Raw genomic sequence first — 14,995 nt, 5'->3', positions numbered from 1 at the left:
AGGATGACCCAGCAGACAGCACCAGCCGTCGTCGAGATGACCGGCATCAGTGTCGAGTTCCCCCCGGTGAGAGCCCTCGACGGGGTCGACTTCCGCCTCCGCCCCGGCGAGATTCACGCCCTCATGGGTGAGAACGGCGCCGGAAAGTCCACCCTGATCAAGGCCCTGACGGGGATCCACTCGCCGACGGCGGGGACGATCCTGGTCGACGGCGTCGAGCGCCGGTTCACCGGCCCCGCCGACGCGCGGGCACACGGCGTGAGCACCGTGTACCAGGAGGTCAATCTCTGCGAGAACCTCACGGTCGCGGAGAACATCATGCTCGGTGCGGAGCCGCGCCTGCTGGGCGGCCTGCACTGGCCGGCGATGCGCCGGCAGGCGGCCTCCCACCTGAAGCGGATGGGTCTGGACATCGACCCGTCCTCGTCCCTGGGCTCGCACTCGCTGGCGGTGCAGCAGCTCGTCGCGATCTGCCGCGCCACGGTGAGCGACTGCAAGGTGCTCATCCTCGACGAGCCCACCTCCAGCCTGGACACCGACGAGGTGGCGCACCTGTTCACCGTGATGCGCCAGCTGCGCTCCGACGGTGTCGCCATCCTGTTCGTGAGCCACTTCCTCGACCAGGTCTACGAGGTCTCCGACCGCATGACGGTGCTGCGCAACGGCAGCCTGGTGGGGGAGTACGCCACCGCCGACCTGCCCCCCGCCGAGCTGGTGCAGCACATGATCGGCCGGTCCATGGAGGTGCTGGAGGCCGCCGAGGAGGTGGTCGAGCACGCCGAGCGGCCTGCCGGCGCGACGCCGCTGCTGCAGGTCGTGGGCCTCGGCCGCAAGGGCTCGGTGCAGCCCTTCGACCTCGACCTCTACGAGGGCGAGGTGGTCGGCCTCGCCGGCCTGCTCGGCTCGGGTCGCACGGAGCTGGCGCGCCTGCTCACGGGCGCCGACCGGGCCGACGTCGGGCAGACCCGCGTGGCCGGGCAGGTGACCCGCCTGCGGACACCGCGTGCGGCGATGGGCCACGGCATCGCCTACACGTCGGAGGACCGGAAGGGTGAGGGCGTCGTGGACGGCCTCACCGTGCGGGAGAACATCGTGCTCGCTCTCCAGGCACGGCGCGGCTGGATGCGGCCGCTGCCCCGCAAGCAGGTCGACGAGCTGGTCGCGTCGTACATCCAGCAGCTCGGGATCCGGCCCGCCGACCCCGAGGCGCTGCTGCGCAACCTCTCGGGCGGCAACCAGCAGAAGGTGCTGCTCGCACGGTGGCTCGCCACGGCGCCGCAGCTGCTCGTCCTCGACGAGCCCACCCGCGGCATCGACGTCGGTGCCAAGGCCGAGATCCAGAAGCTCGTGGCCGACCTGGCCGTCGAGGGCATGTCCGTCGTCTTCATCTCGGCGGAGCTCGAAGAAGTGCTGCGCATATCCCACCGCATCGCCGTGATGCGGGACCGCCGCAAGGTGGCGGAGATCGACGGAGGAGGAGCGACTATGGACCAGGTGGTCGACCTCATCGCCGGGGGTGGGACAAGGTGACGAACCTCCTGCGACACCACCTCTTCTGGCCGGTGGCGGCGCTCGTCGTCCTGCTGGTGGCCAACACGATCGCGCGGCCCAGCTTCCTCGCGATCACCGTCCGGGACGGGCACCTGTTCGGCGCTCCGGTCGACATCCTCCGGACCACCGCACCCCTGCTGCTCGTCGCCCTCGGCATGACCCTGGTCATCGCCACCCGCGGCATCGACCTCTCGGTCGGCGCGGTGGTCGCGGTCTCGGGTGCGGTCGCGCTGTCGCACATCGCGTCGTCGCCGAACCCGGACTCGCCGGTCACCGTGCTCACCGCCGTCGGCCTGGCCCTGGCGCTGTGCGTGGTGCTGGGCGTGTGGAACGGCTTCCTGGTCTCGGTGCTCGGCATCCAGCCGATCATCGCGACGCTGATCCTGATGACCGCCGGCCGTGGCGTCGCCATGCTCATCACCGGCGGCATGATCACCACCGTCAACAGCGAACCGTTCAAGGTGCTGGGCTCAGGGTTCTGGCTCGGCCTTCCCGTCGCGGCGGTCATCGCCTTCGGCGTGTTCGCGGTGGTCGCGTTCGTGGTGCGCCGCACCGCGCTCGGCATGCTGCTGGAGGCGACCGGCATCAACCCGGCGGCAAGCCGCCTCTCCGGCGTGCGGTCCAAGACCCTGACCTGGACCGTGTACACGGCCTCGGGCCTGTTCGCCGGCCTCGCTGGCCTGCTCATCAGCGCGGACACCATGGCGGCCGACGCCAACAACGCGGGCCTGTTCATCGAGCTCGACGCGATCCTGGCGGTGGTGATCGGCGGGACGGCGCTCTCGGGCGGCAAGTTCAACCTGTCGGGCACGCTGGTGGGTGCGCTGGTCATCGCGACCCTGGAGCGGACCGTGACGGTGCTCGGCATCTCGCCGCTGGTCACGCCCCTGTTCATGGCGCTGGTCGTGATCGCGGTGACCCTGCTGCAGTCGCCCCGGATGCGGGAGCGGCTCACCGCCGCCGCCCGTCGCCCGGTCGCCACGACGCCGCCTGAGCCGCAGCCCGCTGCGCGCCCCGACTCGACGGAGGTGAAGGCCCGATGACGACGTCGGCCCCCGCACGCGCCACCCGCGCGCTGAAGATCCCGACCCGGCTGGACCGGCGCTACCTCCCCGTGCTGGGCACGTTCGTCGTGCTGGCGCTCATGCTCGTTCTGGGCGGTACCCGGTACGAGAACTTCCTGACGCCCGCCGTGGTGTCCAACCTGTTCATCAACAACGCACATCTCATCGTGCTCGCGGTGGGCATGACCTTCGTGATCCTGACCGGCGGCATCGACCTGTCCGTCGGGTCGGTGCTGGCGCTCTCCACGGTGGTCACCGCTGCCCTGCTCCAGGCAGGCCTCCCGCCCGCCGTGGTGATCCCGCTCGCCGTCGGCGCCGGGACGGTGATCGGCCTGGCGCACGGCGTGATGGTGCACTACTTCCAGGTGCAGCCGTTCGTGGCGACGCTCGCGGGCATGTTCTTCGCCCGCGGGCTGTGCTTCCTCATCGCGCCGGAGTCCATCGCCATCGAAAACGCGTCGTTCGTCGAGCTCGCGAGCTGGGTCCAGATCTTCGGCGGCTGGCGGATGTCGTCCAGCGTGCTCATCGCGCTGGTCGTCGTGGGCCTCGGCTTCCTCGTGCTGCACTTCACGCGGTTCGGCCGCACGGTGTACGCGATCGGCGGCGGCGAACAGTCCGCGCTGCTCATGGGCCTGCCCGTGGCCCGCACCAAGGTGCTCGCCTACATGGTGAGCGGCACGTGCGCGGGGCTCGGCGGCCTGCTGTTCGCCATGTACTCCCGGTCGGGCTACTCCCTGACCGGTGTCGCGATGGAGCTCGATGCCATCGCGGCCGTCGTCATCGGCGGAACGCTGCTGACGGGTGGCACCGGCTTCGTGCTCGGCTCCGTGCTGGGCGTGCTGGTGCTCGGTCTGATCCAGACCATCATCACGTTCGAGGGCACCCTCAGCTCCTGGTGGACCAAGATCGTGATCGGCGTGCTGCTGCTGATCTTCGTGGCCCTCCAGCGAATCCTGACCCTCAGACGTACGTAACCGCACCACCCCCTGACCCGCCGTACCCGGTACGGCGGGTCAGGACCGCACAACCGGGTACCGCACGACGACCCACTCCACAGTGACGTGACGAAGGGATCGACAGGACATGGATCTACAACGATATAGAAGAGGCGCGCTCGCCATCGGCGCGGCGCTCGCGGTGAGTCTGGCGGGAGCTGTCGCGCCCTCCGTGGCCGCGCCGGGCGCCGCTCCGGCGTCGTCCACGGCGGCGTCGGCAGAGGGAGAGTATGCCGCCTATTTCTTCCCCTACTTCACCGGTGAGTCGACCGCCGACGGCGAGACCATCTCCTTCGCTGTCTCGAACGGTCCCGACCCGCTGGAGTGGACGACGCTGAACGGCGGCGAGCCGGTGCTCTCCTCCACCCTCGGCACCGAGGGGCTGCGCGACCCGTTCCTGATCCGCGGCGGTGACGGCACGTACTACCTGCTCGCGACGGACCTGAAGATGCACGGCGGCGGCAGCTTCGGCGACGCCCAGGAGACGGGCAGCCGCTCGATCATGGTCTGGGAGTCCACGGACCTCGTGAACTGGGGTGAGCAGCGAGAGATCGAGCTGGCCCCCGAGAACGCCGGCAACCTGTGGGCGCCCGAGGCGTACTGGGACGAGGCGGCCGGCGAGTTCGTCGTCTACTGGGCCTCCGCCCTGTACCCGGCCGACGTCCCGCCCGCCGAGCGCGACATCCGTACCTCGTACCAGCGCATGATGTACGCGACCACCACCGACTTCGAGACGTTCTCGGAGCCCCGGGTGTGGATCGACGAGCCGCAGGGCGACGGCCTCGGCATGATCGACTCGACGGTCCAGGAGGAGGACGGCGTCTACTACCGCCTCACCAAGGACGAGTCGTACATGGGGATGCGCCAGGAGTCGTCCACCGACCTGCGCCGTACGCAGGGTGTGTCCGAGGGCGACGGCTGGGACCTGATCACCGAGCGCGTCGGGTTCGGGCAGCCGAACCCCTGGGGTGGCACGTTCACCGGCGGTGAGGGACCCACGCTGTTCCCGTCCCTCACGGACGACCGCTGGTTCCTGCTCCAGGACCAGCCGAGCTACCACGGCGGCCAGGGCTACATGCTCTTCGAGTCCGACGACCTGAGCAGCGGCGAGTGGACGGCCAACCTCGACGCGGTCCTCCCGGCGAGCCCGCGGCACGGGACGGTCCTGCCGATCACCGCCGAGGAGCAGGCGGCGCTGCTGGCGGCGTACCCGCCGGCCGAGGCTCCGGTGCAGGAGCACACGCTCGACGTCGACGCCGCGGCAGCGGGCACGGAGATGAGCGACGACCTGTACGGCGTCTTCTACGAGGACATCAACTACGCGGCCGACGGCGGGCTGTACGCCGAGCTGGTCCGCAACCGGTCCTTCGAGTTCGCGCCCACGGACAACCAGAGCTTCACCGGTATGACCGGCTGGGACGTGGTGCAGCGGCGTGGGTCGAGCGGCTCGGCCGAGGTCGAGTCCGAGCGCACCGAGTGGCTGAACGACGCCAACCGGGCGTACCTCACCGTCGAGTCCGACGGACCCGGCGTCGGCGTGCGCAACGCGAGCTACAACGAGGGCTTCGCCATCGACAAGGGCAAGAAGTACGACTTCTCGGTCTTCGCCCGGGCCGAGCGCAAGCAGTCCCTGCGGGTGAGCCTCGAGTCCCCGGACGGCAGCACCACCTATGCGTCGACCACCGTGCAGGTGAACGGCAGCGACCGGTGGAAGAAGCACACGGCCAAGCTCACCGCGAAGGGCACCGCCAACGACGCACGGCTCGTGGTCACGGGCGGCGCGGCCGGCACGCTGCGCCTGGACATGGTCTCCCTGTTCCCGCGCGACACGTGGGAGGGCCCCGTCAACGGGCGCTCGGTGCTGCGCGAGGACCTCGCCCAGAAGGTCGCCGACCTGGAGCCGTCGTTCCTGCGGTTCCCCGGCGGCTGTGTCACCAACGTCGGCACGTTCGACACCTACCTGGAGTCGGACGGCGCGGACCGCCGTCGGACCTACCAGTGGAAGGAGACCATCGGGCCGGTCGAGGAGCGCCCGACCAACTGGAACTTCTGGGGCTACAACCAGACCTACGGCCTGGGCTACCTCGAGTACTTCGAGTTCGCCGAGGACCTGGGGGCGACGCCGCTGCCGGTGCTGTCGGTGGGTGCCAACGGCTGCGGCAGCCCCATCCCCGAGATGACCGACGACGTCCGCATCGACCGCTGGGTGCAGGACACCGTCGACCTGATCGAGTTCGCCAACGGGTCCGTGGACACCGAGTGGGGCGCCAAGCGCGCCGCGCTGGGCCACCCGAAGCCCTTCGGCCTGAAGTACATCGGCCTGGGCAACGAGGAGAACACCCGCACGTTCGAGGCCAACTTCCCACGGTTCCGCGACGCCGTCGAGGCGGCGCACCCGGACGTCACGGTGATCTCGAACTCGGGCCCGGACGACACCGGCGCCCGGTTCGACGAGCTCTGGGAGTTCAACCGCGAGCAGGGCGTCGCGATGGTCGACGAGCACTACTACAACGACCCGTCGTGGTTCCTCAGCAACACGGAGCGCTACGACTCCTACGACCGCGAGGGGCCGCACGTCTTCCTCGGTGAGTACGCGTCGCGCGGCAACGCGTGGTCCAACGCGCTGTCCGAGGCCGCGTACATGACCGGGATCGAGCGCAACGCCGACCTGGTCGAGCTCGCGTCCTACGCCCCGATGTTCGCCAACGAGGACTACGTCCAGTGGTCCCCGGACATGATGTGGTTCGACAACGACGAGTCCTGGGGCTCGACGTCGTACTACACGCAGCAGATGTTCATGACGAACACCGGCGACCAGGTGGTCCCGTCCACGCACGACGGCCCGGAGGAGACGCCCGAGGACATGTCGGGCGGCGTCTTCCTCTCGACCTGGAACACCCAGGCGGCCTACGACGACGTCAAGGTCACTGACAACGAGTCCGGCGAGGTGCTCTTCTCCGACTCGTTCGACGACGGGTCGCAGTGGGACCCGAAGGCGGGTTCGTGGGCGGTGTCCGACGGCGAGTACGTGCAGTCGGCGGGCGACGTCACCGACGCCCGCTCGATCATCACCGACGCGTACACGAAGGACTGGGACAACTACACGCTCGAGCTCGACGCCCGGAAGCTCGGCGGGAGCGAGGCGTTCCTCGTCGGCTTCGCGGCCGGCGGCCAGGACGACTTCTACTGGTGGAACCTGGGCGGCTGGAACAACACCCGCCAGGCGCTGCAGCGGGCCGACGGTGGCCCGGCGGGTGAGGTGGCGGCCGTCGAGGGGCACCGGATGGAGACCGGGCGGGACTACCGCGTGAAGGTGGTCGTCTCCGGGCGCACGGTGGAGCTCTACCTCGACGGGGAGCTGCAGATGAAGTACACCGAGCCGACCACCGAGTCGCTGTACCAGGTGGTCACGCGGGACGCCGAGACCGGTGAGCTGGTGCTCAAGGTCGTCAACCCGTTCGAGTCGGTGGCGCGCACGGCGGTCACCGTCGACGGGTACGCGGTGGAGCCCGACGCCGAGGTCATCGAGATGAGCGGGGCGCCGGCAGCCATGAACACCAAGGCGCAGCCGGAACGGATAGTGCCGGTGGAGGACACTGCCACGCTCGACGTGTCGTCGTCCGACGGCGGCTCGGCGTTCAGCTACGACTTCCCGGCCCACTCGATCACGTTCCTCCGGCTGAAGGAGTCCGACGGCAGCTGAGCTGATCGCCTCTCGCCGGTCGAGCTTGTCGAGACCCGGGTCCCGACAAGCTCGACCGGCGGTGGGGCCGCTCGACCGGGGTGTCCTTGGAGCCCACAGCGGGGCGCCCAACCCGTACCGTGGTCCCCGTGAGCAAGCTGCCCCAGGACGTCCGGGACCACCCGATACCTGACCCCGCCGAGCTCCGGAAGCTCGTCAGCGAGCTGCGCAGGCTGGTGCTGACCTACAAGTTCGGGATCGACGAGGTCATGACCAAGGTCTCGATCCTGCGCGACGAGTTCCGGCACATGCAGAACTACAACCCCGTCGAGCACGTGGGGTCACGGCTCAAGTCGTTCGAGTCGATCGTCGCCAAGTGCCGCCGCAAGGGCATCCCGCTGACGCCGGACGGCGTCCGCGCGAAGATGTTCGACATCGCCGGCGTGCGGATCACCTGCAGCTTCGTCAACGACATCTACCTGGTGCGCGACATGCTGCTCAAGCAGGCAGACCTGACGCTGCTGGAGGAGCGCGACTACATCAAGCACCCGAAGGCGACCGGGTACAAGTCGCTGCACCTCATCGTGCAGATCCCGGTGTACCTGTCCGACCGGGTCGAGGACGTCATCGTCGAGATCCAGCTGCGCACCATCGCGATGGACTTCTGGGCCAGCCTCGAGCACAAGATCTACTACAAGTACGACGGCGACGTGCCCCGGCACCTCACCGACTCGCTCAAGCTCGCGGCCGACGTCGCCTGGTCCCTCGACACCTCGATGGAGCGGATCCACGACGAGGTCAAGGCGATCTCGGGCGACGAGGAGCCCGTGGCGAGCAGGCACAACCTCCACACGCCGGAGGAGATGCTGCGCGACTTCTGGCGGGCCGCCGAGGCGGACGGCGGGTTCGACTTCGGCAACGACGCCTGACTCACCGCTGGTCGAGCCGCCCCACCGCTGGTCGAGCTTGCCGAGACCGGTCTCGGCAAGCCCGACCAGCGGCCGGAGATCACAGGGACGTGAGCGTCCCCGACAGCGCTGTCCATGACTCCGGGGCCAGCGTGACCTTCGTCGACGTGCCGTCACCCGCGACGCGCCCCGCGACGTCGAACGCGCCCCAGTGCTCGGCGGCCACCTTCTCGGCATGCTCCGGCCCGACGACCGCGGCCTCGTGGTCGGCCGTCATGGCCCAGCCCTCGGCGACCTCGAGCGCGGCGCCCAGGTGCGCCAGCTCCACCTCGACGGGCTCCGCGGACCGGTTGGTCAGGAACAGCGCGACGGCGCCGTCCGCCAGGGTGGCCGCCGCCGTGACCGCCGGCACCTCGCCGTGGGCCTTGGTGGTGATGCTGGGCGCGGTCACGCGCAGGTCGAGCGCCTCGCCCCGCGCCAGGCGGGCCGTCGTCGCGAAGGGGTGGAACGTCGGCTGCCGCCAGGCCTCCCCGCCGGGCTCGGTCATGATCGGCGCGATCACGTTGACGAGCTGGGCGAGGCACGCGACGGGGACCCGGTCGGCGTGGTTCAGCAGGGTGACCAGCAGGTCACCCACGACCACGGCGTCGAGCCCGGAGTAGACGTCCTCGATGATGCGCGGCGCGTCCTTCTGGATCGGCAGGTTCGCCTCGCCGGGGAACCGGCTCTGCAGGTACCAGACGTTCCACTCGTCGAACGAGATGGTGATGCGCTTGTCGGAACGACGCTGGGCGCCGACGGCGTCCGCCGAGGCCACCACCCGCTCGATGAACCGGTCCATGGCCGTGCCGGACCCGAGGAACGACGCGCGGTCGCCGTCCAGCTCCTCGTAGTAGGCATGCATGGAGATGTGGTCCACGAGGTCGTACGTGTACTCGAGGACCGTGCGCTCCCACTCGCCGAACGTCGGCATCTGCATCGACGACGACCCGCAGGCGACCAGCTCGATGGACGGGTCCACGAGCTTCATCGCGTGGCCGGCGTTCCGGGCGAGCTTGCCGTACTCGTGGGCGTCCTTGTGGCCGATCTGCCAGGGGCCGTCCATCTCGTTGCCCAGGCACCAGAGCTTGACCCCGTAGGGCTTCTCCCGGCCGTTGGCGATGCGCAGGTCGGCCCAGCGGGTGCCGGCCTCGCCGTTGCAGTACTCGAGGAGGGCCACCGCCTCCTCGACGCCGCGGGTACCGAGGTTGACGGCCATCATCGGCTCGATGCCCTCGCGCTCGGCCCACTGCAGGAACTCGTCGGTGCCCACGAGGTTGGGCTCCACGGTGCGCCACGCGAGATCGAGGAACGGCTTGCGCTGCTCCACGGGCCCGACGGCGTCCTCCCACCGGTAGTTCGACACAAAGTTGCCGCCCGGGTACCGGACGGTGGTGACGCCGAGCTCGCGCGTCAGGTCGGCGACGTCGCGGCGGAAGCCGTGGCTGTCGGACGTCGGGTGGCCCGGTTCGTGGATGCCCGTGTAGACCGCACGCCCCAGATGCTCCACGAAGGAGCCGAACAGGCGGCGGTCAACGGTGCCGACGGTGAAGTCGGGGTGCAGCAGCACGCGGGTGCGGGAGGTCGTCATTGTTCCTCGCTGGATCGGTCGACGGCTTTACATCGTTGCACACTAGTCGATCGACGACGCGGGGGCGACGGTGGTCCTCTACTCTGTGGGAAAACTAGGGGACCGGAGGCTGGCAGCGTGGCTGTGACGATGCACGACGTGGCGCAGCGCGCAGGCGTGTCGATCAAGACCGTGTCGAACGTGGTGAACGGTTATCCGTACATCCGTGCCGAGACGCGGCAGCGGGTCCAGTCCGCCATCGAGGACCTGGGCTACCGCGTCAACATGTCCGCCCGGAACCTCCGCACGCGCCGCACGGGGCTGATCACGCTGGCGGTTCCCGAGCTGTCGCTCCCGTACTTCGCGGAGCTCGCCGACTCCGTCATCTCGGCCGCGGACGCCGCTGGGTGGACGGTGCTCATCGAGCAGACGAGCGCCAGCCGGGAGCGGGAGACCGAGGTGCTCTCGGGGCGCCGCAGGCACCTCACCGACGGCCTGATCTTCTCGCCCCTGGCGCTCGGACCCGACGATCTCGGCCTGTTCACGGTGGACTTCCCGATGGTGATCCTCGGCGAGCGGGTCTTCGGGGCGCCCGCCGACCACGTGACGATGAACAATGTGGCCGCGGCCAAGGCGGCGACCCTGCACCTCGCATCACTCGGCCGCCGGCGGATCGCGCTGATCGGGGCGCACGAGGGGGAGCAGGTGGGCTCCGCCGCGCTGCGTACCACCGGCTACCTGGAAGGGCTGGCGGAGGCCGGCCTGCCGCACGACCCGGCCCTGGTCGGCGAGGCGGGCCTCTGGCACCGCTCCACCGGTGCGGAGGCGATGCGCCGCATGCTCGACGACGGCACGGAGATCGACGCCGTCTTCGCGCTCAACGACGCGCTCGCCCTCGGCGCGCTGCACGCCCTGCACGCCCACGGGATCGACGTCCCGGGCCAGGTGGCGCTCATCGGGTTCGACGACGTCGACGACGCCAAGTACTCGGTCCCCGCGCTGTCCTCCGTGGACCCGGGGCGGGACCAGATCGCGCGCACCGCCGTCGAGCTGCTGCTGGAGCGCATCGGCGCGACCGGTGACCCGGCGCCGTTCCGTCGGGTGGTGCCGGACTCGCGGATCGTGGGCCGTGAGTCGACGGGTGACGTCGCGCAGGGCCAGGAGGGCCGGCTGGTGAGCGTCCAGGAGGGCGGTATCGAGACGGTGGAAGTCGCTTCCGGGTGACTGAGAATGCCTGTTCTGTGCTCCGAGAGGCCTTTTTCCGGAACCGATAAAACCGTCGACCCCGGTCTGACTGTGGCTTTTCTGGCGGTCCTCGGGACAGCTTCGGTGATCAGTGCGGTTCTCGCCGGAGCGCGCGCAGGAGCCGAGGCGTTCCCGGTGATCGCGAGCCGGAAGGCGGGGCGGTCCAGGGCTTCCCCGTTCGCTCTCGCCGGCCTCGTCATGATCGCCCTGGCATTGTTCTGTCGTTCGCACCGGGCGCGAAGAATCGTTCCCGTCGTTGTTCTGCTGATTCTTGTGGTGGGGTACGGATCTCTGTGGGAAGAGCATCTGTTCGATATTTTGTCCGGACCCGCTCCGCTCTGGTTCGCCGAGCGCTCGGGGCAGTAGGAGCGGGTGGAAGGCTGCGCCGACTCCGGCTCCGGTCTTGCCACGGAGTCGGCTACGGGGTAGAACGGTGGCGAGCGTTCCTACAACGTTGAAAGGGCCCGGCGACGACGCGGGGCGACCCTCGGCCTCTCGGCCGCGGTACCGAATCAAGGAGGACTCGGATGCGCACATCAGCCCGACGCCGAGGCGTGGCTGCCGCAGCCGCCATGGCCGTATCCGCCGTCGGCCTCACGGCCTGTTCCGGTGGTGGTGGGGGCGCCGCGGAGGCGACCTGCACCAACGAGATCAAGCAGCCGGACGCGACCCAGGTGACGGTGTGGGCGTGGTACCCGTCGTTCGAGACGATCGTGGATCACTTCAACGAGACCCACACCGACCTGCAGGTCTGCTGGACCAACGCGGGTCAGGGCGCCGACGAGTACAACAAGTTCCAGACCGCCATCGAGGCGGGTACCGGCGCGCCCGACGTGATCATGCTCGAGGCCGAGGTGATCCCGACCTTCACCATCCTCGACTCGCTCGTCGACCTGTCCGAGTACGGCGCCGGCGAGCTCGAGAGCGACTACACCCCCGGCTCCTGGTCTGACGTCTCCAACGGTGACGCCGTCTATGCGATCCCCGTCGACGGCGGCCCCATGGGCATGCTGTACCGCGCCGACATCTTCGAGGAGTACGGCGTCGACGTGCCGACCACCTGGGACGAGTTCGCCACGGCGGCCCAGGACCTGCGCGACGCCGGCTTCGAGGGTCACATCACCGACTTCCCGACCAACGGCAACGCGCTCAACTACGCGCTGTTCGCGCAGAACGGCTGGGAGCCGTTCCAGTACGACACCGCGAAGCCGACGGAGATCGGCATCAACGTCGACAGCCCGGAGGCCGAGGAGGTCCTCGGCTACTGGAAGGGCCTGATCGACGACGACCTGGTGGCCACCGAGGACGCGTTCACCACCGACTACAACGCGGCGCTCGTCGACGGCACCTACGCCGTCTACCTGGCGGCCGCCTGGGGCCCCGGCTACCTGCAGGGCCTGTCCGAGGCCGACGCCGACGCCGAGTGGCGTGCCGCCCCGCTCCCGCAGTGGGACCCGGAGAACCCGGTCCAGGTGAACTGGGGCGGCTCGACCTTCGCCGTGACCACCCAGTCCGAGCAGCCGGAGGCCGCGGCGACCGTGGCCAAGGAGCTGTTCAACACCGAGGAGGCCTGGAAGCTCGGTGTCGAGGAGGCGGCCCTGTGGCCGCAGTGGAAGCCGATGCTCGAGTCGGACTGGTTCACGCAGCGTGAGGCGCCATTCTTCGGTGGCCAGAAGATCAACGAGGAGGTGTTCCTCGACGCGGCCAACGGGTACGAGGGCTTCTCGTTCAGCCCGTTCCAGGTCTACGCCTACGACCAGCAGACCCAGGCCCTCTACGACATGGTCGAGAAGGACACCGACGCGGGGACCGCGCTGAGCACCGTCCAGGACGGTCTGGTGCGGTACGCCACCGAGCAGGGCTTCACGGTCACGGAATGAGCCCGGGGAAGAGGTCGGGGATGAGCTCGGGGACCAGTACGAGCGAGAGCGTCGTCGTGCCTGCCACGGCCCGCCCGACCAGCAAGATCGCCAGCCGGCGGCAGCGCTGGGGATACGTGTACGTGGCGCCGTTCGCCATCGTGTTCGCCGTGTTCCTGGTGCTGCCCCTCGGCTACGCCCTGTGGATGAGCCTGCACAACAAGGGCATCGCCACCGCCGGGCGCAACGTGTTCGTGGGGACCGACAACTACGTCAAGGCCTTCACGGACCCGGTGTTCCTGGAGGGGCTCTGGCGGGTGCTCCGGTTCGTGCTGGTCATGGTGCCGGTCCAGATACTGGTCGCGCTCGTGGCGGCGCTCCTGCTCGACACCCTCGCGACGCGGCTGAGCCGGGTCTCGCGGCTGCTCATCTTCGTGCCGTACGCCATTCCGGCGGTGATCGGTGCCCTGATGTGGGGCTTCCTGTACAGCCCGCGGTTCGGCCCGGCGCAGGACCTGTTCGGCCTGGTAGGCCTGACCGCGCCGAACTTCCTCAGCTCCGCCAACATCTTCGGGTCGCTGGTCAACATCGTGACCTGGCAGTGGGTGGGCTACTACATGATCATCATCTACGCGGCGCTCCGATCGATCGACCCGTCGATCTACGAGGCCGCGGTGCTCGATGGCGCCGACCGCCGGCAGATCGCGCTGCGGATCAAGGTGCCGATGATCTCGTCGTCGATGGTGATGATCGTGGTCTTCGCGCTCATCGGCACCCTGCAGTTCTTCACGGAGCCGCAGGTGCTGCGGTCCTCCGCGATGGGCGCCATCCCGACCGACTACACCCCGAACATGTACGCGTTCGCCACGGCGTTCAACTACAGCCAGTTCAACTACGCGTCGACGCTGGCGTTCTCGCTCGGCTTCCTCGTGTTCGTGGGCTCGTACCTGTTCCTGTTCCTGACGCGCAAGCAGAGCGGGCTGAAGTGATGGCGAACTCGAATATTCTCGCGCGGCCCCGCGCCGAGCGGGCCGCGGCGGAGCGGACGACGGGGGAACCCGTGGGCCAGGGCCGCCGCCTCGGCTCCCACGTGGTGCTCGTGCTGCTCGCGCTCTACTTCGTGGTGCCGCTGTGGTGGTTGGTGGTGGCGTCCACCAAGACGAACGCGGGCCTGTTCGGCGGCGCGCCGCTCTGGTTCGGCTCGGACTTCGCTCTGTTCGACAACATCGCCGGCCTCTTCAGCCACCAGGGCGGCATCTACTGGGTGTGGTTCCGCAACTCGTTCGTGTACGCGATCGCGGGCGGCGTCGGTGCGACGGTGCTCTCGGTCCTGGCCGGCTACGGTCTCGCCAAGTACCGGTTCCGGGGCCGCAGCGCGTTCTTCGCGCTGCTGCTCGGTTCCGTCATGGTGCCGATGACGGCGCTCGTGATCCCCACCTTCGTGCTCCTCAGCGGTCTGGGTCTGCTCAACACGATGTGGGCGGTGATCCTGCCGTCGCTGCTCAGCCCGGTGGGCGTGTACCTGGTGCGGGTCTACGCCCAGGGCGCGGTGCCCGAGGAGGTGCTCGACGCCGCACGGGTCGACGGAGCGGGTGAACTTCGTCTCTTCTTCCAGGTGGTTCTACCGCTCCTCCGGCCCGCGATCGTCACAGTGCTGCTCCTCACCACGGTTGCCACGTGGAACAACTTCTTCCTGCCGCTGGCAGTGCTGCGCGACCCGAACCTGCTCCCCGTCACGGTCGGGGTCTACAACTGGCAAGCCCTTTCCAACGCCGGTGCCGGCGGCGAGCAGGTCTGGAACCTCATCGTCACCGGGTCGTTCATCTCGGTGGTTCCGCTGGTCGCAGCGTTTCTGTCGCTGCAGAAGTACTGGCAGGGCGGGCTCTCGCTCGGGAGCGTGCGCTGAGGCGGACTACCCAGGACGCCGCTTCCTGGATTCAAGAGTTGACTGTATCGATGCCGTAACCATCCAGTAAGTTCTCCTTACTTGCCCTCGACCACCGCTACGGTGAGCACTGTCGCCGGTCGGCAGTGGCGAAGTTCAGCCGACTCGGTTTTGACCAACGGACGTGTGAGCGTTCA

Annotated in this window: 11 protein-coding genes; 10 read left to right on the top strand and 1 reads right to left on the bottom strand. The window is 69.0% G+C overall.

From position 1 onward, the window contains the following. The first annotated feature begins 3 nt into the window (after nucleotides 1-3). The 5 genes from LUU90_RS02960 to LUU90_RS02940 all read left to right on the top strand — a co-directional run bounded on the left by LUU90_RS02960 (nucleotide 4) and on the right by LUU90_RS02940 (nucleotide 8,221). Nucleotides 4-1,530, top strand: coding sequence for a sugar ABC transporter ATP-binding protein (locus LUU90_RS02960; RefSeq protein ID WP_275001783.1), 1,527 nt, complete (start codon nucleotides 4-6; stop codon nucleotides 1,528-1,530). Further along, on the top strand, nucleotides 1,527-2,594 hold the full coding sequence (locus tag LUU90_RS02955; protein ID WP_275001782.1) for an ABC transporter permease: 1,068 nt from the start codon (nucleotides 1,527-1,529) through the stop codon (nucleotides 2,592-2,594). Before LUU90_RS02960 ends, LUU90_RS02955 begins: the two co-directional genes overlap by 4 nt. After that, on the top strand, nucleotides 2,591-3,589 hold the full coding sequence (gene yjfF, locus LUU90_RS02950) for a galactofuranose ABC transporter, permease protein YjfF (protein ID WP_275001781.1): 999 nt from the start codon (nucleotides 2,591-2,593) through the stop codon (nucleotides 3,587-3,589). The genes LUU90_RS02955 and yjfF overlap by 4 nt, the downstream gene beginning before the upstream one ends. Before the next feature lie 109 nt (nucleotides 3,590-3,698). Next, nucleotides 3,699-7,313, top strand: coding sequence for an alpha-L-arabinofuranosidase C-terminal domain-containing protein (locus tag LUU90_RS02945; protein ID WP_275001780.1), 3,615 nt, complete (start codon nucleotides 3,699-3,701; stop codon nucleotides 7,311-7,313). A 128-nt stretch (nucleotides 7,314-7,441) separates the two neighbouring features. Continuing rightward, entirely contained in the window at nucleotides 7,442-8,221 is a 780-nt protein-coding gene (locus LUU90_RS02940; protein ID WP_275001778.1) for a GTP pyrophosphokinase, read from the top strand. Between the two features lie 79 nt (nucleotides 8,222-8,300). Here LUU90_RS02940 and LUU90_RS02935 read toward each other — a convergent pair whose 3' ends face one another. Continuing rightward, complete coding sequence (locus LUU90_RS02935) at nucleotides 8,301-9,830, bottom strand: alpha-N-arabinofuranosidase (protein ID WP_275001777.1); 1,530 nt, start codon at nucleotides 9,828-9,830, stop codon at nucleotides 8,301-8,303. A 117-nt stretch (nucleotides 9,831-9,947) separates the two neighbouring features. On the opposite strand from LUU90_RS02935, the gene LUU90_RS02930 reads away from it, so the two are divergent. From LUU90_RS02930 to LUU90_RS02910, 5 genes are all read left to right on the top strand, one after another. Further along, a complete protein-coding gene (locus tag LUU90_RS02930) occupies nucleotides 9,948-11,033 on the top strand; it encodes a LacI family DNA-binding transcriptional regulator (protein WP_275001776.1) in 1,086 nt (361 codons plus the stop codon). A gap of 6 nt (nucleotides 11,034-11,039) precedes the next feature. After that, on the top strand, nucleotides 11,040-11,420 hold the full coding sequence (locus tag LUU90_RS02925; protein ID WP_275001775.1) for a hypothetical protein: 381 nt from the start codon (nucleotides 11,040-11,042) through the stop codon (nucleotides 11,418-11,420). 161 nt (nucleotides 11,421-11,581) lie between these two features. Further along, nucleotides 11,582-12,934 carry an ABC transporter substrate-binding protein gene (locus LUU90_RS02920; RefSeq protein WP_275001774.1) on the top strand — a complete coding sequence of 451 codons (1,353 nt, stop codon included), beginning with the start codon at nucleotides 11,582-11,584 and terminating at the stop codon, nucleotides 12,932-12,934. Nucleotides 12,935-12,954: 20 nt separating this feature from the next. Beyond that, nucleotides 12,955-13,902 carry a carbohydrate ABC transporter permease gene (locus LUU90_RS02915; protein WP_275001772.1) on the top strand — a complete coding sequence of 316 codons (948 nt, stop codon included), beginning with the start codon at nucleotides 12,955-12,957 and terminating at the stop codon, nucleotides 13,900-13,902. Beyond that, nucleotides 13,902-14,819 carry a carbohydrate ABC transporter permease gene (locus LUU90_RS02910; protein ID WP_275001771.1) on the top strand — a complete coding sequence of 306 codons (918 nt, stop codon included), beginning with the start codon at nucleotides 13,902-13,904 and terminating at the stop codon, nucleotides 14,817-14,819. Before LUU90_RS02915 ends, LUU90_RS02910 begins: the two co-directional genes overlap by 1 nt. Nucleotides 14,820-14,995: the final 176 nt, after the last annotated feature.

This window comes from Promicromonospora iranensis (assembly GCF_028994775.1).
GTDB classification, from domain to species: domain Bacteria; phylum Actinomycetota; class Actinomycetes; order Actinomycetales; family Cellulomonadaceae; genus Promicromonospora; species Promicromonospora iranensis_A.
Note: the sequence above shows the minus strand (reverse complement) of the source record. Positions and strands in the feature narration are given on the sequence as shown.

What these genes read in the sequence shown, in the direction of transcription:
- LUU90_RS02960 (WP_275001783.1), top strand. Translation starts at nt 4, where the DNA reads ATGACCCAGCAGACAGCACCAGCCGTCGTCGAGATGACCGGCATCAGT.
- yjfF (WP_275001781.1), top strand. Translation starts at nt 2,591, where the DNA reads ATGACGACGTCGGCCCCCGCACGCGCCACCCGCGCGCTGAAGATCCCG.
- LUU90_RS02945 (WP_275001780.1), top strand. Translation starts at nt 3,699, where the DNA reads ATGGATCTACAACGATATAGAAGAGGCGCGCTCGCCATCGGCGCGGCG.
- LUU90_RS02935 (WP_275001777.1), bottom strand. Translation starts at nt 9,830, where the DNA reads ATGACGACCTCCCGCACCCGCGTGCTGCTGCACCCCGACTTCACCGTC.
- LUU90_RS02925 (WP_275001775.1), top strand. Translation starts at nt 11,040, where the DNA reads ATGCCTGTTCTGTGCTCCGAGAGGCCTTTTTCCGGAACCGATAAAACC.
- LUU90_RS02920 (WP_275001774.1), top strand. Translation starts at nt 11,582, where the DNA reads ATGCGCACATCAGCCCGACGCCGAGGCGTGGCTGCCGCAGCCGCCATG.
- LUU90_RS02915 (WP_275001772.1), top strand. Translation starts at nt 12,955, where the DNA reads ATGAGCTCGGGGACCAGTACGAGCGAGAGCGTCGTCGTGCCTGCCACG.
- LUU90_RS02910 (WP_275001771.1), top strand. Translation starts at nt 13,902, where the DNA reads ATGGCGAACTCGAATATTCTCGCGCGGCCCCGCGCCGAGCGGGCCGCG.